18 protein-coding genes are annotated in these 19,303 nt (G+C 73.0%); 4 read left to right on the top strand and 14 right to left on the bottom strand.

Annotation, left to right across the window (positions count from 1 at the left end):
* Positions 1-112 precede the first annotated feature (112 nt).
* Entirely contained in the window at positions 113-622 is a 510-nt protein-coding gene (locus QP089_RS44410) for a pyridoxamine 5'-phosphate oxidase family protein (protein WP_285920611.1), read from the bottom strand.
* A 1-nt stretch (position 623) separates the two neighbouring features.
* Positions 624-1,178: a cysteine dioxygenase family protein gene (locus tag QP089_RS44405; RefSeq protein ID WP_285920610.1), complete on the bottom strand. Its 555-nt coding sequence runs from the start codon at positions 1,176-1,178 to the stop codon at positions 624-626.
* Between the two features lie 105 nt (positions 1,179-1,283).
* Here QP089_RS44405 and QP089_RS44400 point away from each other — a divergent pair, with 105 nt between their 5' ends.
* Entirely contained in the window at positions 1,284-3,941 is a 2,658-nt protein-coding gene (locus QP089_RS44400) for an ATP-binding protein (protein ID WP_285920609.1), read from the top strand.
* A gap of 178 nt (positions 3,942-4,119) precedes the next feature.
* Here the strand turns inward: QP089_RS44400 and QP089_RS44395 are convergent, their stop codons facing one another.
* From QP089_RS44395 to QP089_RS44375, 5 genes are all read right to left on the bottom strand, one after another.
* Positions 4,120-4,293, bottom strand: a complete 174-nt coding sequence (locus QP089_RS44395; protein WP_285920608.1) for a hydrophobic protein — start codon at positions 4,291-4,293, stop codon at positions 4,120-4,122.
* Positions 4,294-4,435: 142 nt separating this feature from the next.
* Positions 4,436-5,362, bottom strand: coding sequence for an ABC transporter substrate-binding protein (locus tag QP089_RS44390; RefSeq protein ID WP_285920607.1), 927 nt, complete (start codon positions 5,360-5,362; stop codon positions 4,436-4,438).
* Positions 5,363-5,387: 25 nt separating this feature from the next.
* Positions 5,388-6,074 carry an ABC transporter permease gene (locus QP089_RS44385; protein ID WP_285920606.1) on the bottom strand — a complete coding sequence of 229 codons (687 nt, stop codon included), beginning with the start codon at positions 6,072-6,074 and terminating at the stop codon, positions 5,388-5,390.
* Positions 6,071-6,721, bottom strand: a complete 651-nt coding sequence (locus tag QP089_RS44380) for an ABC transporter permease (RefSeq protein ID WP_285920605.1) — start codon at positions 6,719-6,721, stop codon at positions 6,071-6,073. Before QP089_RS44380 ends, QP089_RS44385 begins: the two co-directional genes overlap by 4 nt.
* A complete protein-coding gene (locus tag QP089_RS44375) occupies positions 6,721-7,905 on the bottom strand; it encodes an ABC transporter ATP-binding protein (protein WP_285920604.1) in 1,185 nt (394 codons plus the stop codon). Before QP089_RS44375 ends, QP089_RS44380 begins: the two co-directional genes overlap by 1 nt.
* 159 nt (positions 7,906-8,064) lie before the next feature.
* Here QP089_RS44375 and QP089_RS44370 point away from each other — a divergent pair, with 159 nt between their 5' ends.
* Positions 8,065-9,528: an aromatic amino acid ammonia-lyase gene (locus tag QP089_RS44370; protein WP_285920603.1), complete on the top strand. Its 1,464-nt coding sequence runs from the start codon at positions 8,065-8,067 to the stop codon at positions 9,526-9,528.
* Here the strand turns inward: QP089_RS44370 and QP089_RS44365 are convergent.
* Positions 9,525-10,496, bottom strand: a complete 972-nt coding sequence (locus QP089_RS44365) for a LacI family DNA-binding transcriptional regulator (protein ID WP_285920602.1) — start codon at positions 10,494-10,496, stop codon at positions 9,525-9,527. The two genes, QP089_RS44370 and QP089_RS44365, sit on opposite strands and share 4 nt — an antisense overlap.
* 195 nt (positions 10,497-10,691) lie before the next feature.
* Here QP089_RS44365 and QP089_RS44360 point away from each other — a divergent pair, with 195 nt between their 5' ends.
* Positions 10,692-11,216 (top strand): cysteine dioxygenase, encoded by a 525-nt coding sequence (locus QP089_RS44360; RefSeq protein WP_285920601.1) that lies wholly within the window; start codon positions 10,692-10,694, stop codon positions 11,214-11,216.
* 139 nt (positions 11,217-11,355) lie between these two features.
* On the opposite strand, the gene QP089_RS44355 is transcribed toward QP089_RS44360, so the two are convergent.
* On the bottom strand, positions 11,356-12,570 hold the full coding sequence (locus tag QP089_RS44355; RefSeq protein ID WP_285920600.1) for a hypothetical protein: 1,215 nt from the start codon (positions 12,568-12,570) through the stop codon (positions 11,356-11,358).
* Between the two features lie 34 nt (positions 12,571-12,604).
* The gene (locus tag QP089_RS44350; RefSeq protein ID WP_285920599.1) at positions 12,605-13,717 is read right to left on the bottom strand and encodes an acyltransferase family protein; all 1,113 of its coding nucleotides are present in this window, start codon (positions 13,715-13,717) and stop codon (positions 12,605-12,607) included.
* Between the two features lie 159 nt (positions 13,718-13,876).
* On the opposite strand from QP089_RS44350, the gene QP089_RS44345 reads away from it, so the two are divergent.
* Positions 13,877-14,665, top strand: a complete 789-nt coding sequence (locus QP089_RS44345) for an SGNH/GDSL hydrolase family protein (RefSeq protein WP_285920598.1) — start codon at positions 13,877-13,879, stop codon at positions 14,663-14,665.
* A gap of 82 nt (positions 14,666-14,747) precedes the next feature.
* Here QP089_RS44345 and egtD read toward each other — a convergent pair whose 3' ends face one another.
* The 4 genes from egtD to egtA are packed head-to-tail and all read right to left on the bottom strand — an operon-like array spanning position 14,748 to position 19,100.
* A complete protein-coding gene (gene egtD / locus QP089_RS44340) occupies positions 14,748-15,704 on the bottom strand; it encodes an L-histidine N(alpha)-methyltransferase (protein WP_285920597.1) in 957 nt (318 codons plus the stop codon).
* A 25-nt stretch (positions 15,705-15,729) separates the two neighbouring features.
* Complete coding sequence (egtC, locus tag QP089_RS44335; RefSeq protein WP_285920596.1) at positions 15,730-16,464, bottom strand: ergothioneine biosynthesis protein EgtC; 735 nt, start codon at positions 16,462-16,464, stop codon at positions 15,730-15,732.
* Positions 16,465-17,862 carry an ergothioneine biosynthesis protein EgtB gene (gene egtB / locus QP089_RS44330; RefSeq protein WP_285920595.1) on the bottom strand — a complete coding sequence of 466 codons (1,398 nt, stop codon included), beginning with the start codon at positions 17,860-17,862 and terminating at the stop codon, positions 16,465-16,467.
* Positions 17,850-19,100, bottom strand: a complete 1,251-nt coding sequence (gene egtA, locus QP089_RS44325) for an ergothioneine biosynthesis glutamate--cysteine ligase EgtA (RefSeq protein ID WP_285920594.1) — start codon at positions 19,098-19,100, stop codon at positions 17,850-17,852. The genes egtB and egtA overlap by 13 nt, the downstream gene beginning before the upstream one ends.
* Between the last annotated feature and the right edge of the window lie 203 nt (positions 19,101-19,303).

The following is a 19,303-nucleotide window of genomic DNA, read 5'->3' as shown; positions in this document are numbered from 1 at the left end:
AGAGCCTAGGTTCGCCCGCCCGCCGCCACTGCTCACAGAACGGACAGCCTGCCCCGTCCTTTTGCGCACCCGCTGACAAAACACCGCGACGGGCCCGCGCCGGGTCCGGCCCTCAGGAGCCGGATGCCTGGCGTTCGGCCTGCTGCCGGATCAGCTCCTCGACGGCGCTCGGGAGGGTCGTCTCGAAGTCGATCAGTTTCGCCCAGGTCGGGGTGACGACGATGCGGACCATGCCCTCGTGGTAGAGCGAGCGCACCCCGGCCTCCCACTCGACCCGCTGCTCGGGCGTCATCTGGTAGGTGGTGTTCATTTCGAGGTATTCGTCGGGGATGCCGTCGGTGACGTCGAGCTCGGCGTGGCCGCGGATGAGCAGGATCTTGGGCGGGTGCACCTCGGTGTCGATCGTCAGGGCGACCGCGGGGTTCTTGCGGAGGTGGGCGAGCTTCGGGGCGTTCCGCGCGGTGCATATGACGATCTCGGTGCCGTTCCAGCTGAACCCGACGGGGACGTTCCGCGGCGTGCCGTCCTCGGCGACGTACGCCATGCGGGTGATGTCGCGGGCCAGCAGTTCCTGGCTCAGCGGGCGGTTCAGGATCTCGGCGGTCTCGTTCGGCGTGGTCATGTCAGTTCTCCTGTCGGTTCTGGACCGGGAGGTCGTAGAAGCGGCGGGCGCTGGAGCCGATGCGGTCCAGGTCGGTGCCGTAGATGTGCAGGGAGACGGCGATCTCGTCGCCGATGTTGCGGACGCGGTGGATGTCGCCGGGCGGGGCGAAGGCGCTGACTTCGCCGGTCAGGTTCGGGTTGTGGCCGGCCTCGATCAGGGTCGAGCCGTCCTCGGAGAGGGTGTAGAGGTCCTCGTGCTCCACGCCGGTCAGGACGCCGAACACGCACCAGGTCACGTGGTCGTGGATGCGGGTCAGCGCGCCGGGCTGCCAGGCGATCGCCACCATCGAGAACGAGCCGTCCGGCTCCACGTGCACGCGGTGGCTGCGGTACGTGCCGCGCTCGCCGTCGAACAGGTCCGCGGGAAGCAGGCCGGGCGAGGGCATGTGCTCGCGGAGCGCGTCGCCCACGTACGACGCGGTCTCGCGCCAGCCGGCGTTGCGGGCGACCGCGCCGCGTACGGCGGTGACGAGTTCGTCCAGATCTGCGGCGGGACGCGCGGTTAGGGTGTTCATGGTGTCCTCCCCTGTCGGTGCCTTCAGCGTCGTCCAGGCAGGCGGGTGCGGGCATCCGTGCTGACCGCAGAACACCACGGACGCTGCCACGGAAAGGGGCCCAGGGTGGCGGAGCGGATCTCTGAGCGGGAGGCCGAGGTGCTGGCCGCGCTGGGGGCGCGGCTGTCCAACGCGCAGATCGCGAACCGGCTGCACATCTCCGTGCGCACGGTGGAGAGCCACGTGTCGTCGCTGCTGCGCAAGTACGGCATGGCCGACCGGTGGGCGCTGGCCGAGCTGGCCCGCGCCGGGGAGCGGGAGCCGGGCCGGGTGGCCGGGCTGCCGGTGTCCGGGACGACGTTCGTGGGACGCGCGGCCGAGCGCGCCGCCGTCCTGGCCGCGGTCGAGCAGGCCCGGCTGGTGACGCTGCTGGGCCCGGGCGGGGTGGGCAAGACCCGGCTGGCCGCGGTGGCGGCCGAGGAGGCCGTGGCGCTGTTCCCGTCCGGCGGGGCGTTCGTGGACCTGGTGCCGGTGCGCGACGGGTTCGTGGCCCGCGCGGTCGCGACCGCGCTCGGGGTGACCGAGGGCTCGCACCAGCCGCTGGAGGAGGCGATCGCGGCGCGGCTGGGCACCGGGCGGTCGCTGCTGGTCCTGGACAACTGCGAGCACGTGATCGACGAGGCCGCCGGGTTCGCCGAGCGGATCCTGGCCGCCTGCCCGGGCACCCGCGTCCTGGTGACAAGCCGGGAACGCCTCGGCGTGCCGGGCGAGCGCAGCGTGCCGATCGCGCCGCTGCCGCTGGGCTCGGACGCCGAGCGGCTTTTCCGCGACCGGGCGCTGGCCGCGGACCCGGAGTTCGTGGCCGAGCCCGCGGTGGTCGCGGAGCTGTGCGCGCGGCTGGACGGCATGCCGCTCGCGATCGAGCTGGCCGCGGCCCGGGGCGCGTCGCTGGGCCCCACGGGACTGCTCGCGGCGCTCGACGACGCGCTGCGGCTGCTGTCCGGCGTGCGCGGCGGCGACGAGCGGCACCGTTCGCTGCGCGCGGTCCTGTCGTGGAGCTACGACCTGCTCGACGAGGAGGAGCAGACGCTGTTCCGGCGGCTCGGGGTGTTCGTCGGGGCCTTCGACATGGACGCCGCGGCCGCCGTCGGCGGGGACCGCGCGGGCGTCGCCGACCTGCTCGGCCGGCTGGTCGACAAGAGCCTCGTCGTGCACGTGCGCGGGCGGGCCAGCCGGTGGCGCCTGCTGGAGACCGTCCGCGCGTTCGCGCTGGCGCAGATGTCGGCCGCGGGCGAGGAGGACAAGACCCGGGCGCACCACCTCCGCTGGGCCGCCGGCGCGGCGTCGGCCACGGAGGGCAGGCTCGGCGATCCCGCCTGGCGCGAGGACTTCGACGCCATGGCCGCGGACCTGCGCGTCGCGCTCGCCGGGGCCGGCGGCCCGGGCGAGGTGACGCACCGGCTGGCGAGCGCGCTGGCGCACCTGACCTACGCCCGCCGCCACCTGCTGGAGTCCTTCGCCCACCACCGGACCGCCGCCGCGCTCGCGCCGAACGCGGCCTCGGCGGCCCGCGACCTGCGCGCCGGAGCCGGGTGCGCGCACGTCAGCACCACGTCCAACCAGCACGTGTACGACCTGCTGCTGGAGGCGGCCGAACAGGCGGCACGGGCCGGCGACGCCCGCGGCCGGGCGATCGACCTGGCCCTCGCGGTCGAGACGGCCTGCCGGTACCCCGAGGCGTTCGAGACCGGCGTCCCGTACGAGCGCCTGCGCGGCCTCCTCGACGGGGCGGTCGCGGCCGCACCCGGCGACGATCCGGAGGTCGCGGCGCACCTGGCGCTGGCCCGCGCGTGGCTGGCCGGCCCGGACAAGGGCGCACCCGACCCCGACCTCGCCGCCGACGCCCTCGCAGCCAGCCGGGCGACGACGGACCCGGTCCTGATCAGCTCCGGCCTCTGCGCCGCCGGGACCGCGGCCCTGCACGCCGGACGGCTGCGCGAGGCCGACCGCATCACCCGCGAACGCCTGGCGCTGCTGCCGTCCATGGACCGCGACGACCCGTACTGCGCACCGGAGATCTGCAACACCTACGGCCGCGCCTGCGTCTACGCGATCATGACCGGCGACCTGCCCGGCGCGATGGCCGCCGCCCGCGCCGGCATCGGCGACGACCTGCTGCGCGACACCCACATCACGGCCAGCCGCCTCGTCCAGCCCCTCGCGCTGACCGGCCGTTTCCACGACGCGATCGACCACGCCGAACGGATGATCGACCAGTGGGAACGCGCCGGACGCCCCGCCCCGCTCTGGATGCTGCCGGCCGTGAGCATGACGGTGCTGGCCGGCGCCATGCTCGATGAGCCGGGGTCGGTGGCGCTGTGGCGGGAGCGTGCCACGGAGGTGGGCGGCGGCACGCTCGACACGGCACCGGTCGCGGCGTTCGTCGACGCCCGCATCGCCCTCCACGACGAGCGGTACGACGCCGCCGAACCCCTTGTACGCAGGGCGTTCGCGGTCGACGCCCCGCTGGACAAATACCTCGCGTACGCGCGGGCGGCGGGCGCGGAACTGGCCGTGGCGGCACGCCTGCCCGACGCGGCGGAACTGCTGGCGACGGCCGCCCCGCTCGCCGAGGAGAACGCCTGGGCCGCGGCCTGCCTCGCCCGTGCCCGCGGGCGCCTCCACGACGACCGCGCCGAACTCGCCCGCGCCCTCGCGGCGTTCGACCGCCTCGACGCACAGGCCGAACGCGACCACACCCAAGCCCTACTGGAGCGGCTCTAGGCCTCGTTGATCATGGCGAGGACGTCGGACGTGGGCCGGACGTCGCCAAAGGGCCGGACCAACGGTGGGCGCCTCCGCGCAGGCAGCGGGACGCGGCGACCGCCCGCGCGGCCGTCCGCCTGCTGGAGGACGGCCGCGCGCACGGAGCGGGCGTCGTGCGGTGCTAGGTGCGGCCGGGTTACCAGCGGTACCAGCGGCCACGGCGGCCGGACGGGCCGGTGCTGCGGGCGACGAAGCCCACCAGCCACACGATCAGGACGACGGCGGCGACGATCCAGAGCACCTTCAGGGTGAAGCCGATCCCGAACAGGAGCAGCGCGAGAAGCAGGACGAGAATCATGAGCCAGGGCATCGGGGGGCCTCCTTGTTTGTCGTGTCGGCGCTGAGTGTCCCCAATGAAGAGCCTTTGACTCTTGGCAATCATCACGTTTTCATAGCGGCTGACGTGCGGAAGCCCGCCGCGGCGGCGCGGCGGGCTTCCGTAGGGCGGGCCGTCAGGCGAGGCCGCTCTTCTTGAGCCAGTCGCCGGCGACCTTCTCCTGGTCGTCCTTGTCGATGGCGATGCGCTTCATCATGTCCAGGAGGTCCTGGGTGGTGAGCTTGGCGGAGACGGCGTTCAGCGCCGCGACCGCGGTCGGGTTCACCGCGGACTTGTTGACCAGCGGCGTGACGTTCTGCGCGCTGAATACGTGCTTCGGGTCCTCCAGGACGACGAGCTTCTTCTCCACGATCGTCGGGTCGGTGGTGAACAGGTCGGCGGCCTGCACCTTGTTCTGGGTGAGCAGCTTGACCAGGGTGGCCTGGGCGCCGGCGTCGAACGGCTGGAACTTCTTGAAGTCCAGGCCGTAGACCTTCTTCAGGCCGACGAGGCCCTGCTGGCGGGTCTTGAACTCCGACGGGCCCGCGATGGTCAGCTGGTTCGCGACCGGCTTGAGGTCGGCGATGCTCTTCAGCTTGTACTTCGACGCCGTCTGCGGGTTGACGGTGACGGAGTCCTTGTCCTCGGCCTGCGCGGAGTTCAGGACCTCCACCGACGGCGGCAGCTTGGCCTTGAGGGCGGCGTTGACCTCCTCGGTGGTGGCCGCGGTGCTGGTCTTGTCGACCGAGGTGGTGAGCAGGGCGCCGTTGTACTCCGGCATCACGCCGATGCCGCCCTTGACGACCTGGTCGTAGTAGATCTCGCGGGCGCCGATGTTGAACTTCCGGTTGACCTTGAGGCCCTTGGCCTCCAGCGCCTGCGCGTAGACCTCGCCGAGCAGGCCGCTCTCGGGGAAGTTGGCGCCGCCGACGGTGATGGTGCCCTTGGAGGCGCCGCCGCCGGACAGGGGGTTCTTGTCGTTGTCGTCGCCCCCGCCGCCGCAGGCCGACAGCGTCAGGGCGGCCGCGAGGCCGACGGCCGCGCCACGGATGATGTTCTTCATGGTCGTTTCCTTAGGTTGAAAAGGGTCAGGAGGACCGGGCGGTGCCGAGCAGGCCCGGCGAGACGACGAGGCGGCGCAGCGCCGCGAACACCACCTGGACGATCAGTGCGAGCAGCACCACCAGGACGGTCCCCCCGACGACCAGCTGGTAGTCGTTGCGGGCCAGCCCGTCGATGATGTAGCGGCCGAGGCCCCCGAAGCCGGGGTAGGCGACGATGGTCGCGGTCGCCACCACCTGGATCGCGGACGTGCGCAGCCCGAGCAGGATCAGCGGCAGCGCCATCGGCACCTCGGCCCTCCACAGCACGCCCCAGCCGGTCATGCCCATGCCGCTGGCGGCGTCCTTGGTGTCGGCGTCGACGCCGCGCAGGCCCTCGTAGGTGTTGACGAGGATCGGCGGGACGGCGAGGGCGACGAGCGCGATCAGCGCGGCCGTGATGCTGTAGTGGACGAGGACGACGTACACCACCAGGCCGAACGTGGGGATCGCGCGGGCCAGGTTGGCGATGCTGACGACGGCGAAGCCGCCGCGCCCGGTGTGCCCGATGAGCAGGCCGAGGGCCAGCCCGATCACGGCGGCGCAGGCGAGCGACACGCCGCTGTAGACCACGTGCTGGAGGAGCCGGTGCGGGATGCCGTCCTCGCCGTGCCACTGCGCGGACGCGGTCAGCCACGTCCAGCACAGGTGGATCTGGTTCCAGACGTCGTTCACGATGCCCTCCTGCGCGCCCGCGCCCAGGGGGTGAACAGCCGCTGGACGATGACCAGGATCGCGTCGGTGGCGAGCGCCAGCAGGACGATCAGCACGGACGCGGCGAGGATCTGGGTCTGGAACTGCAGCTGGGAGCCGCGGATGATGTCGTAGCCGAGCCCGCCCTGGCCGATCAGCTGGCCGATCGCGACGAGGCTGATCGACGACACCGCGGCGACCCGGACGCCGGCGATGACGACGGGCACCGCGATCGGCAGCTCGACCTGGACGAGCCGGCGCAGCGTGCCGAACCCCATCGCGGTGGCGGCCTGCCGGACCGGTTCGGAGACCGAGCCGAGCCCGTCCACCACGTTCGGGATCAGCACCGACAGGCTGTAGAGGGTCAGCGGGATCATGACCGTGGACGCGCTCAGCCCGGTGTACTGGATGAACAGCATGAACAGCGCCAGCGACGGGATCGCGTACAGCACGTTCGACACGGTCAGGACCGGCGCGTACAGCCACCGCCAGCGGCGGCAGGCGACCCCGGCGGGCAGCGAGATGAGCAGCCCGAACAGCACCGGCAGCAGCGCGAGCCGGATGTGGATGAGGGCGTGGTCGCCGAGCGAGTCGGTGTGCTCGCCGATCCAGCCCCAGTCGATGTCCATCAGTCGCCGACACCGTCCTTGGACGGGGCCTTCGCCGCCTCGGCGGGCTCGCCCGCGCCTGCGCCCTCGGGCGCGTCGGCGGGGAGGCCGTCGTCGGCGCGGCCGTCGAAGCCGTGGGTGGGGACGGCGAGCAGGTCGGCGCCGCCCGCGGTGCCGACCACCCTGCCCGCCTCGTCGACCCCGACCGCCAGGCCCGCCGGGGACAGGACGGCCGCGTCCAGGGCGACGCGGACCGAGTCGGCGCCGGCGCGGAAGGTGGCGCCGACCGGGGCGAGCCGCGCCTCCGCCAGCGGGCCGGTCTCGTCGGCGGGCCGGACCCAGCCGAGGGGCCTGCGGTCCGCGTCGACGACGAGCGCCCAGTCCAGCCCGGCGGCCTCCCGGGCGTCGGCGGACGCCGCGAAGACCGCGTCGTCGCGCAGCCGCAGCCCGCCCGTCTCGGCGAAGGACAGGGTGCGGATGCCCCGGTTCTGGCCGATGAACCCGGCGACGAAGTCGTCGGCGGGGTGGGCGAGGAGGTCCTCGGGGGCGTCGACCTGGACGAGCTTCCCGCCCGTCTGGAACACCGCGACGCGGTCGCCGAGCTTGATCGCCTCGTCGATGTCGTGGGTGACGAACACGATGGTCTTGTGCAGCTCGGCCTGCAGGCGCAGGAACTCGTCCTGCAGCTCGGCGCGGACGACCGGGTCGACGGCGCTGAACGGCTCGTCCATCAGCATGATCGGCGGGTCGGCGGCGAGCGCGCGGGCGACCCCGACGCGCTGCTGCTGGCCGCCCGACAGCTGGAACGGGTAGCGCCGGGCCATCGACGGGTCGAGGCCGACGCGCTCCATCAGCTCGTGCGCGGTGGCGCGGGCCTTCTTCTTGTTCCAGCGCAGCAGGTACGGGACCGTGGCGATGTTGTCCTCGATGGTGCGGTGCGGGAACAGCCCGGCGTGCTGGATGACGTAGCCGATGCCGCGCCGCAGCTCGGCGGGCCTGCGCTCGCGGACGTCGCCGCCGTCGATGAGCACGCGCCCGGCGGTGGGCTCGACCATCCGGTTGATGGTGCGCAGCGCGGTGGTCTTGCCGCCGCCCGAGGTGCCGACGAACACGGTGATCCGGCCCGTGGGGCACTCGAGGCTGACGTCGTCGAGCGCGACGGTGCCGTCCGGGTAGCGCTTGGTCACGCCCTCAAAGGTGATCAAACGATTCACGTCCTCGTTGGGCGTCGCAACGCCGATGATCGACTCCGGCCTTCTCCCCAACCGTAACCAATGTGTACCGTCCCGTCAGAGTCCCGCCTTGTCAGGAACATCAGTTCTTGAGGATAACTATCTGAAATCTGGGGAAAGTAGCGTAGGCCCGTGGAGAACAGCCGAATCGTTATCGACGGCGCCTCGCTCACCTGCGCTCAGGTCGTGCTCGCGGCCCGCGAAGATGTGATGGTCGCCATAGCTCCCGAGGGGGTGGAGCGCGCCCGCGCGGCCTGGCGGGTGGCCCGCGAGGTCGCCGCGGCGCAGCCGGTCTACGGGCGGACGACCGGGGTCGGCGCGAACCGCGTGGTGGACGTCGAGTGGGAGGACGCCGACGCGCACGGGCTGCGGCTGCTGCGCAGCCACGCGGCCGGGGCGGGGCCGCTGGTGGCGCCGGAGATCGTCCGGGCGATGCTGGCCGTCCGGCTGAACCAGATCGCGGCGGGCGGCTCGGGCGTCGAACCTGGAGCGCTCCAAGCGCTGGCGGACGTGCTCAACCTGGGGCTTCTCCCGCCCGTCCCGGTGTACGGGGCGATCGGCACCGGCGACCTGACCGCGCTGGCGTCGACCGCGCTGTGCCTGCTCGGCGAGCGGTCCTGGCTGGCCGGGCCGGACGGGACGCCCGAGCGCGGCCCGCGGTACCGGCTCCAGTCCGCCGACGCGCTGGCCTTCATCAGCTCCAACGCCGCCACCCTCGGGGAGGCGGCGGTCGCGGTGGCCGACCTGCGGGAGACGCTGCGCGCCTCGACGGTGGTGGCCGCCCTGTCGCACTTCGCCGTCCGGGCGTCGGAGGAGCCGTACGCCCCGCCCGTGCAGGACGCCTGCCCGCACCCCGGCCAGCGCGAGGCCGCCGAGGCGATGCGCACCCTGCTCGCCTTCGACCGGCCCGCCCCGATGCGGATCCAGGACCCGTACGGCTACCGGGCGTTCCCGCAGGTCCACGGCCCGGCGCTGGAGGCGGCCGGGTACGCCGAGCAGGTGGTCGCGCGGGAGATCAACGCGGCGGCCGAGAACCCGCTGGTGGACGTCGCCGGGCGGACGGTCTGGCACAACGGCAACTTCCACACCGCCTACGTCGGCCTCGCGCTCGACGCGGCCCGCGCCGCGCTGTTCCAGACGATGGCGCTGGCCGCCGCGCGGCTCGGCACGCTCGCCGAGCCGTCGTTCACCGGCCTGTACCCGTTCCAGGGCGCTACCGAGGCGTCGTCGGGGATCATGATCCTTGAGTACGTGGCGCACTCCTGCCTCGCCGACGTGCGCCGGCTCGCCACGCCCGCCGCGCTCGGCAGCGCGGTGCTGTCGCGCGGCGTCGAGGAGCACGCGGGCTTCTCCACCCAGTCGGCGCGCGCGACCACCGACGCGGTGGCCGCCTACCGGCTCGGCCTCGGCTGCGAGCTGGTCGCGGCCGTCCGGGCGCTGCGGATGCAGGGGCGGGCCCCGTCGGGCGGCCCGCTGCGGTCGGCGTTCGATCTGGCCGGGGCCGTCCTGGACCCGCGTGTCGAGGACCGGCCGCTGGACGCCGACATCGCCGTCGCCGCCGACCTCCTCCCCCGCCTCGCGTTCCTGTACCCCTAGGCGGGCGGGCCGCCGGTGGAGGTGCGGATGCGCAGCGACGGCTCGCGCACCACGCGGCGCTTGCGCGGCTTGCCGTCGATGACGTCGACGACGAGCCGGACGGCGGCGTGCACGATGCCGTCGATGTCCCAGTCGACGGACGTCAGCGGCGGCGTGAGCAGCGCCGACATCGGATGGTTGTCGTAGCCGCAGACCGCGATGTCGCCGGGCACCTCCAGGCCCAGCTCGCGGGTGGCGGCGTAGACGCCGTAGGCGATGGAGTCGGCGAAGCAGAACACCGCCGTCGGCCGGTCGGGGCCGCCGAGCACGCGCAGCGCGACCTCGGTCGCCTCGGCGAGCGACTGCGGCACCACCACCACGTCGACGCGCAGCCCGAGCCGCTCGGCCTCGGCGTTGACGTGCACGTCGGCCGGGCGGTCGGGGGTGCTCGCGCCGGTGGGGGTGAACACGGTGACGCGCTGGTGGCCGAGGCCGCGCAGGTGCTCCAGCGCCAGCGTGACGCCGCGCCGGTTGTCGAACACCACCTCGCCCTGCGACCGGCCGCCGTGCAGGGCGTCGCCGATCGACACCACCGGGACCGTCTCCGACAGCTCGGCCCAGAAGGGCGCGGCCGGGTCGAGCGGCTGGACGATCAGCCCGTCGACCCGCTGGTCGCGCAGCCGGCGGGCGAGGGCCAGCTCGCGCTCGGGGTCGCCGCCGGCGTCGACGATCAGCGCGTAGCGGTCGCGCGCCAGCAGCGCGCGGCCGATGCCGGTCGCCAGGGACTGCTGCCAGTAGTCCTCCAGCGACCCGCACAGCAGCCCGACCTGGTCGGTGCGGCCGCTGGCGAGGGCGCGGGCGATGGGATGGGCCTCGTAGCCGAGCTCCTCGGCCGCCGCGCGGACCCGCTCCTGCGTCTCCTCCGAGGTCTGGATGCCGCGCAGCGCGTAGGAGACGGCGGCGGGCGACAGCCCCGTCGCCCGGGCCACTTCACGGATGGTCGCGCGTTTGCGCCTCTCCGACATCCCTCCAACGTTAGACGGCCCCGCTGACAGGAGGGGGGACCCCACTTGACGAGTCGGTTGCTGAACCGCTTCACTGAAACGGTTAACTGATGCGGTTCAGTAGCCGTCGCCCCTGCTCACCGCGTCAGCCGTCCCGTCATGAAAAGGAAGGAGCGCACCGTGTCGCACGATGTCCTGTCCCGCGCCCCCGGTTTCGCGGACCTGCCCGCCCGCCCCCTCGACAAGCGCGAGCTGCGCGCGCTGGTGGACGACCTGGCCGGGCGCCCGGAGCTGTGGCGGCGGCACGTCGAGTTCCCGGACGGGCGCCGGCACTACGCCTCCCTCCACCGGGACGAGCACGTCGACGTCTGGCTGCTGTGCTGGACGCCCGGCAACGACACCGGGTGGCACGACCACGACGTGTCCTCGGGCGCGGTGCGGGTCGTCAGCGGCGCCATCGAGGAGAACAACCCCCGCATCGGCGGCGCGCACGTCCGCACGGTCGTCGCGGAGGGCCGGTCGTTCTGCTTCGGGCCCGACCACATCCACCGGCTGACCGGGGTGGCCGACGCCAGCGTGTCCATCCACGCCTACTCGCCGCCGCTGTCGCGGATGGGCCAGTACACCATCGACGAGTCGGGCGTCATGCGCCGCCTGTCGGTCGGCTACGCCGACGAGCTCCGCCCCCAGGACGCGCCGGCCTGATCCGGTGACCCGGGTGACCCGGAAAGCCCCGGCGGGCCCGATCGGGGGAGACGGGCCCGCCAGGGAAGGTGGCCGGCCGATGCCCGCTCACATCGGACGGCCACCCACAATTCACTCAGCGCACCGCGTTCCGGAAACGTCACACCCCCGGCGCGACGGTCTTCCGGGGCACCGCGCGGCGGTCGATCCACCGGTCGGTCAGCGCGCACACCGCGACGGCGACGGCGAAGCACAGCGCGGCGGCACGGAGCACGCCGGCCTCGTAGTAGGTGTCGGTCACCAGCAGGACGGCGGCGACCCCGGCCGCTCCCCCGGCGAGCAGTGCCAAGGCGATCTGGGCGGCCCACAGCAGCGTGCGGCGCGTCCCGGCACCGGAGAGCCCTTCCCGCAGCGCGTACACCGCGCCCGCCGCGCAGATCAGCAGGCCCGCCGCGGCGGCGATGAGCGGCGTCCCGAAGTTCACGCCGTACCGGACGGCCAGCGCCGGAACGAAGAAGAGCCCGAGCGCCCAGCGCAGCCCGGTGCCGATGGACATCAGCGCCAGCCCGGACTCACCGCCCTGGGACGTCCGGGCTGCCCGCCAGCGGGCCGCCACCAGGATCACCGCCGAGACCACCGCGCCCGGCAGGCGTCCACCGAAATGCCCGAGGTTGTAGAGGAGGGCGGTGTCGTAGACGGTCAGCACCAGCTGGCCCAGCGCCCACACCGAGATGGCGAACAGCAGCATCTGCGGGAACGACGAAACCGTGGGCGCGTCGGTGTCCTGCCGGGCGAGCCACTGGATGAGCAACGGCGTCACCAGGCCGGTGCACGCGCGGATGATGATGTCGTCCACCGTGTAGGGGGTGTGCAGGATCCACTCCACGGCGCAGAAGCAGAACGTGTAGGAGAGGGACGCGGCCCACACCGTCCATGACGTGGCGACGCGCCTGTACAGCCCGCGATCCAGCCACCGCAGCACGGTGACATAGGAGAGCAAGCCGAACGGCAGCTCAAGGAACGCCGGTACGCGGAGCATGCACGGCGCCAGCAGCCCGGGGTGCGGGAAGTGCGCGGCCAGGGAACGCATGGACGACCCGTCCGCCAGCGCGAACCACCCCTCGGGCACGTACCGCGCTATGAAGGACGCGTCCCCGCCATGCACGCGCAGTATGTACACGGTGAAGAGCACCTGGTTGAGGTAGACGAGCGCCACCACCAGCGCGAGGAACGCTTCCGGACGGGCCCAGACGCGTCCGGCGCCTCCGCCGACACCTCCGCCTCCGCCGACACCCCCGCTCCGCACCAAACGCGGCACGAACGCAAGGCTCACCGCGGTCGACAGCACCACCGCGGCGTCCACCCCTATGGCCATGACCGACCAACATAAGGGCGTGCAAGCCGGACGGTCAGCGCGAGACCAGTTCCGGCTCCGGCTCGGGGGCGCGCGGGGCGGGCACCTCTTCGGCGGGGACGGGCTTGCGGCCCCGTATCGGCTCCAGGGAGGCCAGCAACTGCGCGCGCATCCATGCCGCGCCGGGCCGTTCCACCCAGCGATGCACGGCGTAGGCGAGCGCCAGCGACGCCGCGATCACGACCGCGAGGGCGGCCCACCGGTTCAGCCCCGGATACACGGCGTCCAGCAGCGGGAGCGCGAGCTGCGAATGGACGAGGTACAGCGGGTACGTCAGCGCCCCGAGGACGGTCAGCCCGCGCCACCGCACCCACCCCAGCCGGCCCGTCGCGACGAGGATCATCACCAGGAAGATCGCGGTGACGGCGACCTCGACGACCCGGTCGTCCGCGCCCTTGAAGGCGGTCCCGGCGCGCCAGGCGCCCCAGTGCAGCGCCAGCAGGTAGGAGACCGCGACGTAGCCCCACAGCAGCAGCGTCGGCCCGAACCGATGGATCAGGAACAGCGCCATTCCGGCGATGAAGTAGGGGCTCCACGTCGGCACCAGCATGATCTGGAGCAGGTCGCTGCCGGCCTCGTCGGCGAAGACGCCGCCGAAGGTCCACGCCGCCATGAAGATCAGGCAGGAGCGGTAGGTGATCCCGACCCCGGCGAGCACCGCCGCCAGCACGTAGAAGTGCATCTCCACCCAGAGCGTCCAGTAGACGGCGTCGACGTTCTCCACGCCCAGCCCGCCCTGGAGCATCGTCAGGTTCGGCACCACCAGCCCCGGGACGCCGTGGCCCTGCCGGAACACCGCGTACACGACCGCGCCGAGCAGCACGCTCGCCCAGTACGCGGGCATCAGCCGCACCAGCCGGGAGACGCCGAACTCGCCGGGCGAGCGCCCCCACGCGCTCATCAGGATCACGAACCCGCTGATCACGAAGAACAGGTCGACGCCGAGGTAGCCGTACCGGGTGACCACGCCGAGCCCGGGGAACATCTCGCGCGCGTGCTCCGGCCACGGTCCCGCTCCGCCGAACCCGGTGAAGTGGTACAGGACGACCGCCGTCGCCGCCAGGAAGCGGAGCAGGTCGAGTTCGCGCAGCCGCGGGTGTCGGGTCACCGCGGAACCCTCTCGGGGACGGGTTGCGCGGCGCCGGACGCGGCGTGAGGACGGGGTGAACGGCGAGTGTAGGCGGGGGATTGCGCTCAGATGGGCCCGTGCGGAAGGAGGGGATCAGTAAGATACCGATGCATCTTCCCCAACATTTGGTGGTCCTCCATGACATCTCGCCGCGCCCGACGCGGCGCGGCGACCCTCCTGCTGTGCCTGGGCCTGCTCGGCCTGCCCCTGCTGGCGGGCTGCGGCGGCGTCAGCGGAGCCGGGCACCGGACGGCCCGGGCGGACGGCCCCGCCCCGCAGCGGGCCCCCGGGAAGGCGGGCCCGGGGAAGGCGGCCCGCCCGCCGGTGGTGTTCTTCCTCGGCGACAGCTACACGGTCGGCGACCGGGGCGTCCAGCCCGAGGAGACCTACGCGTCGGCGACCGGGCGGCTGATGGGCTGGCAGGTCGTCGTGGAGGGACGCGCCGGGACCGGCTTCGTCAAGACGGTCGGCGGGCAGGCGTTCCTGCAGCTGTTCGAGAGCCAGCTCGGCTGGCGGCCCGCGCCCGACCTGCTGGTCGTCTCGGGCGGCCACAACGACTGGCGGGTGCCGGCGCCGCGCGTCGCCGCGGCGGCGCGGGCGCTGCTGGAGCGGGCGAGGCAGCGCTGGCCAGGCACGCACATCGTGCTGATGGGCCCGCTGTGGGGCAACGACACGCCGCCGCCCAACGAGCTGGCCGTCCGCAACGCGCTGCGGAACCTGGCCACGCAGATGTCGCTCCCGTTCGTCGACCCGCTCGCGGAGCGGTGGATCACCGGGAACCGGCTGACCCACCAGGGCAACGCCCCGCAGTACATCAAGCGGGACGGGACGCACCCCGACGAGGCGGGCCACCGCTATGTGGCGACCCGCCTCGCCGCCGACCTCAGGCGCCTCGGCCTGGCCCGCCCCCTCCGCAAGGCCCCCTGACCACCGCCCGCGTCGTCGAGTTGCGGCGAGTCGTCGTTATGGCGGCGCGCATAACGACGACTCGCCGCAAATGAACGTGCGTTCAGGCTGCGGCGGGGCGGGCTAGGGAGAGGGAGAAGTCGCCGGCCTCGTCGGTCCAGAACTCGGCGAGTTCCAGCCCGGCGGCGCCCAGTTCGGTCTCGAGGCGCTCGCGGCGGAACTTGGAGGAGATCTCGGTGCGCATCTCCTCGCCTGCGGCGAACGACACCTCCAGGTCGAGGCCGCCGACGCGGACGTCCTGGTCGCGGGTGGACCGCAGCCGCATCTCGATCCACTCGTCGGTGTCGTCCCAGGCCGCGACGTGCTCGAACGCGTCCGGGACGAAGTCGGCGTCCAGCTCCCGGTTGATGACGTGCAGGACGTTCCTGTTGAACTCGGCGGTCACGCCGGCCGCGTCGTCGTAGGCGCGGACGAGCCGTCCGGTGTCCTTGACGAGGTCGGCGCCGAGCAGCAGGTAGTCGCCCTCGGACATGGTGGCGCGCAGGCCGCCGAGGAACCCGATGCGGGCGGCGGGCGGCATGTTGCCGATCGTCCCGCCGAGGAAGGCGATCAGCCGCCGCTCCCCCGCCGGCAGCAGGTGCAGGTGCTGCTCGTAGTCGGCGACGACCGTCCGGACGGTCAGGCCGGGATGGTCGGCGGCGATCCCGGCCGCGGCCTCCTCCAGGAAGTCGCCGCTGACGTCCACCGGGACGTAGGAGCGCAGCGTCCCGGCGAGGGCGTCGAGCAGCAGCCGGGTCTTCTCCCCCGACCCGGCGCCCAGCTCCAGCAGCGTGCGGGCGCCGGTGATCGCGGCGATCTCGGGGGCGCGGGCGACGAGGATCTCGCGCTCGCGGCGGGTCGGGTAGTACTCCTCCAGCTTGGTGATCTCCTCGAAGAGCGCGCTGCCGCGCTCGTCGTAGAACCACTTGGGCGGCAGGGTCTTCGGCGTGCCGGTGAGCCCCTCCCGGACGTCCTGGCGGAGCGTCTTGGCGAGGTCGTCGGCGGTCAGGAACCGGTCCACGTGGTCCTCCTACAGCGGGTCCATGTCAAAGGGAGTCGATACGGACGCCGGAACCGGGTCCGGCGGTGACGAGCGAGCGGTCCGGGACGGGCCGCCAGCCGGGGCGCCCGTCCAGCGGTTCGGAGACGACCCGGATCGCGTCCCCGTCCTCGCGGACGAACAGGGAGTCGCCCCAGGTGGTGGCGGCCAGGGCCGTCCCGTCGGAGGCGAGCAGGTTGTAGCGGCCGCCGGTGAGGCCGGTGACGGCCGCGACGACGGCGGCCAGGCCCTCGCCGAGGGACGCGCCGTCGCGCCAGTGCCGCACGGCGATGGCGAACAGCGGCGCCGAGTCGAGCGGGGCGCGGGCGTCCGGGACGCCCGCGAGGTCCCCGGCGAGCTCGCGCAGCTTGGCCTCGACGCCGGCGAACCCCTCGACCTTGCCGTTGTGGCTGAACAGCCAGGGGCCCTCGCGGAACGGCTGCGCGCACGACTCGTCCACCGGGAACCCGACGGTCGCCGAGCGGATCGCCGCGACGGCGCAGGACGCGCGGACGGTCCCGGCGATCTCGCGGAACGACTGGTCGGTCCAGAGCGGCTGGGCCCGGCGGAACCGGACGGCGGCGCCGCCGGAGTACCAGCCGGCGCCGTACCCGTCGGCGTTCAGCAGGTTCCCCTGCGTCATGCGCGGCGCGTACGCCTGGTGCTCAAGGGAGTGCTCGCCCTCGTAGATGAGCGAATGCAGGGTCCGCTCGGTGCCGAGGTATCCGAGATGGCGGCACACTCAGGCCTCACCCACATGCGCCTTGTGGGGGGAGGACCCCCCACGCCCTCCGGCAACCGCGGAACGCGCGCAGCGGAAGCCGGAGAAGATCTGCCGCCGGATCGGGTAGTCCCAGTTGCGGAAGGAGCCGCGGATGGCGAGCGGGTGCGTCGCCCACGAACCGCCGCGCAGCACCTTGTAGTCGGGGCCGAAGAACACTTCGGAGTACTCCTTGTAGGGGAACGAGCGGAAGCCCGGGTAGCCGTGGAAGTCCGACGACGTCCACTCCCACACGTCGCCGATGAGCTGCCTGACTCCATAGGCGGACGCGCCGGACGGATAGGAGCCGGCCTCGGCCGGGCGTAGCGTCCGCTGCCCGAGGTTGGCGCGGCCCTCCTCGTAGACGTCGCCCCAGGGGAACTTGCGGGAGTGCTGCGTGGCCGGGTCCCAGCGCGCGGCCTTCTCCCATTCGGCTTCGGTGGGGAGGCGCTTGCCCGCCCATCGCGCGTAGGCGTCGGCCTCGTACCAGCACACGTGCTGGACGGGCTCGCTAGGCGGAACCGGCTCTGTGCGCCCGAACCTGCGCCGCACCCACTGTCCTGCTTCCTTCGACCAGAACGCGGGGGCGCGCTTACCGGAGGTGGTGCGCCATTCCCATCCGGCGGGCGTCCACAAGCGCGGGTCGTCGTATCCGCCCGCTTCCATGAAGGCGGTGTAGGCGGCGTTGGTGACCGGCTCCACGTCGATGTAGTACGCGGGCAGATCCACCCTGTGGACGGGACGCTCGTTGTCGTACGCCCAGGGGTCGTCCGATGTGCCCATTTCAAAGGACCCCGCAGGGATGAGCACCTCGTCGGACCCGGACGCGGCGGCGGGCTTCTGCAAGGGTTCCGCCAGCGGGTCGAGCAGTGCGGGAGCGCCTTTGCGGAGCTGATGCGTCGCCAGCATCGTCTCGTCGTGCATGTGCTCGTGCTGGACGACCATCCCGTACACGAATCCGCCCGAGGTGAGCGGATCCGCCGTGTCGAACCGCACGGACGGCAGCGCGTCCAGCACCTTGGCGCGCACCGTGCCGATGTAGGCGCGCGCCTCCTCCGGCGACAGCAGCGGCAGCGAGGGCCGTTCGGCGCGGGGATGCTCGAACGCGTCGTACAGCGTGTCGATCTCCGGGCGCATCGGCTCCGCGCCCGTGGCGGCCCGCAGCAGCCACAGTTCCTCGTAGTTGCCGACGTGCGCCAGGTCCCAGACCAGCGGCGACATCAGCGGCGACACCTGCGAGGTGAGGCCGTCCCCGTCCAGGACGTCGGTGGTGAGGCCGAAGCTGCGGTCGCGCACCCTGCCGAGTTCACCGGCGATCAGGTCCTTCAGGGCGTCCTCGTCGTGCTCGGCGATCGAGCCCGGGGAGCTCAGCGGTGCCATGTCAGGTCCTCCTCGGACATCGTGGTGGGAGCGTCGCCGGCGGAACCGGCGCGCGCGGGACGGGCCGGGCCGTCGTCGGCGGGGGTGCGGCCCCGCTCGACGTAGCGGCGCGCGTACTCCTCCACCAGCGGGACGAGCCCGGCCGCGCCCAGCCGGGGCAGCGCGTCCAGCGCGGCGGTGAAGCAGGTGCGCGCGGCGGCGGCGAGCGGCGCGTCGGCGAGCCCGGCGCGGGCCGCCTCCGCCCACCGGCGCGCCACCGGCTCCGCCGCCTCCTCGGCGACGCGCGAGGCGGCCGGATCGTCCAGCAGCGCGGTCGCGACGGCGACGGGCACCGGCCAGTACCGGTCCGGCAGCGCGTCGATCATCCGCAGTTCCAGCCAGCCGCGCGGCCGGACCGGCGGGAACAGCGTGGACAGGTGGTAGTCCAGGTCCCGGGCGCCCGGCTCGCCCTTGGCCACCCACTCCCGGAACGACATGCCGGGGTCGGACACCCAGGCGCCGGACGCGGTCTTGACCAGCATGACCCGCGCGTCCAGCGCGTACCGCGTCCACGCCTCGGCGGGGTCGCCGTCCGCGCCGTCGCGCAGCACCGGCAGGGTGCGGCACGGGTCCAGCTCGGTCCAGATGGCCTGCCGGGACGAGCGCAGCCCGGTGCGGCGGCCGGCGTGCAGCGGCGAGTTGGCGAACGCGGCGACCAGCAGCGGCCCGAGCGCGTGCGTCAGCCGCCAGCGGCGGGCCGCGTCGGCGCGGTCGGCGCCGATGTCCAGGCAGACCTGCACGGACGCGGTCGAGCACATCATCGCCATGCCCGCGTCGGCGAACCCGCCCGCGCTGAAGTAGTCGCGCATGCACCCGTAGCGGGGGTGCTCGGCCTGGAAGCGGGGCCTGCGGACCGGGTCGACGCCGTGCCCGACCAGGTCCAGCCCGGCCGGGGCGAGCGCGTCCCGCACATGCGCGATGTCCCCGGCGAGCGCCGAATGCAGGGCGGAGAGCCCCGGGTACGGCGCGGAGCTCAGTTCGAGCTGCCCGCCCGGCTCGTAGGTGACGGTGCTCCCGCCGGGCGGCGGCCCGGCCTCGTCGACGAGCATCCGCACCCGCCGCGCGGGCACGTGCGCGGTCGCGTCGCGGCCGTCGACGACGAACCACTCGGTCTCCGCGCCGACCGTCCCGGGCGGGCCGGTCTTGAAGCAGACGCCGTATATGTGCTGGTAGACGTCGTCCTCAGTGAGTCCTGGCACGCGGCCTCCCGAAAAACTCGATCACGAGTTCGAATCCTTCCCTGCTGAACCGGATCAGGAATCCGCGAATTTTCGTGAACTTCCTTAAATCTGGGTGAACATGACCGTCTGCCACCGAACCGATTACTTTCCGTACTATTCGACACGATGTTCACTCCCCGGCTTCTCACCGGTTGACCCCAGGCGCTAGAGTCCCGCTACCG

Source organism: Actinomadura opuntiae, from assembly GCF_030283205.1.
In the GTDB taxonomy this organism is placed as follows: Bacteria; Actinomycetota; Actinomycetes; order Streptosporangiales; family Streptosporangiaceae; genus Spirillospora.
The sequence above is the reverse complement of the archived record's forward strand: the minus strand, read 5'-3'. Positions and strand labels throughout refer to the sequence as shown.

Coding starts and splice junctions, on each gene's coding strand:
- QP089_RS44410 (WP_285920611.1), bottom strand. CDS start 622: ATGACCACGCCGAACGAGACCGCCGAGATCCTGAACCGCCCGCTGAGC.
- QP089_RS44405 (WP_285920610.1), bottom strand. CDS start 1,178: ATGAACACCCTAACCGCGCGTCCCGCCGCAGATCTGGACGAACTCGTC.
- QP089_RS44395 (WP_285920608.1), bottom strand. CDS start 4,293: ATGCCCTGGCTCATGATTCTCGTCCTGCTTCTCGCGCTGCTCCTGTTC.
- QP089_RS44390 (WP_285920607.1), bottom strand. CDS start 5,362: ATGAAGAACATCATCCGTGGCGCGGCCGTCGGCCTCGCGGCCGCCCTG.
- QP089_RS44380 (WP_285920605.1), bottom strand. CDS start 6,721: ATGGACATCGACTGGGGCTGGATCGGCGAGCACACCGACTCGCTCGGC.
- QP089_RS44355 (WP_285920600.1), bottom strand. CDS start 12,570: ATGGCCATAGGGGTGGACGCCGCGGTGGTGCTGTCGACCGCGGTGAGC.
- QP089_RS44345 (WP_285920598.1), top strand. CDS start 13,877: ATGACATCTCGCCGCGCCCGACGCGGCGCGGCGACCCTCCTGCTGTGC.
- egtB (WP_285920595.1), bottom strand. CDS start 17,862: ATGGCACCGCTGAGCTCCCCGGGCTCGATCGCCGAGCACGACGAGGAC.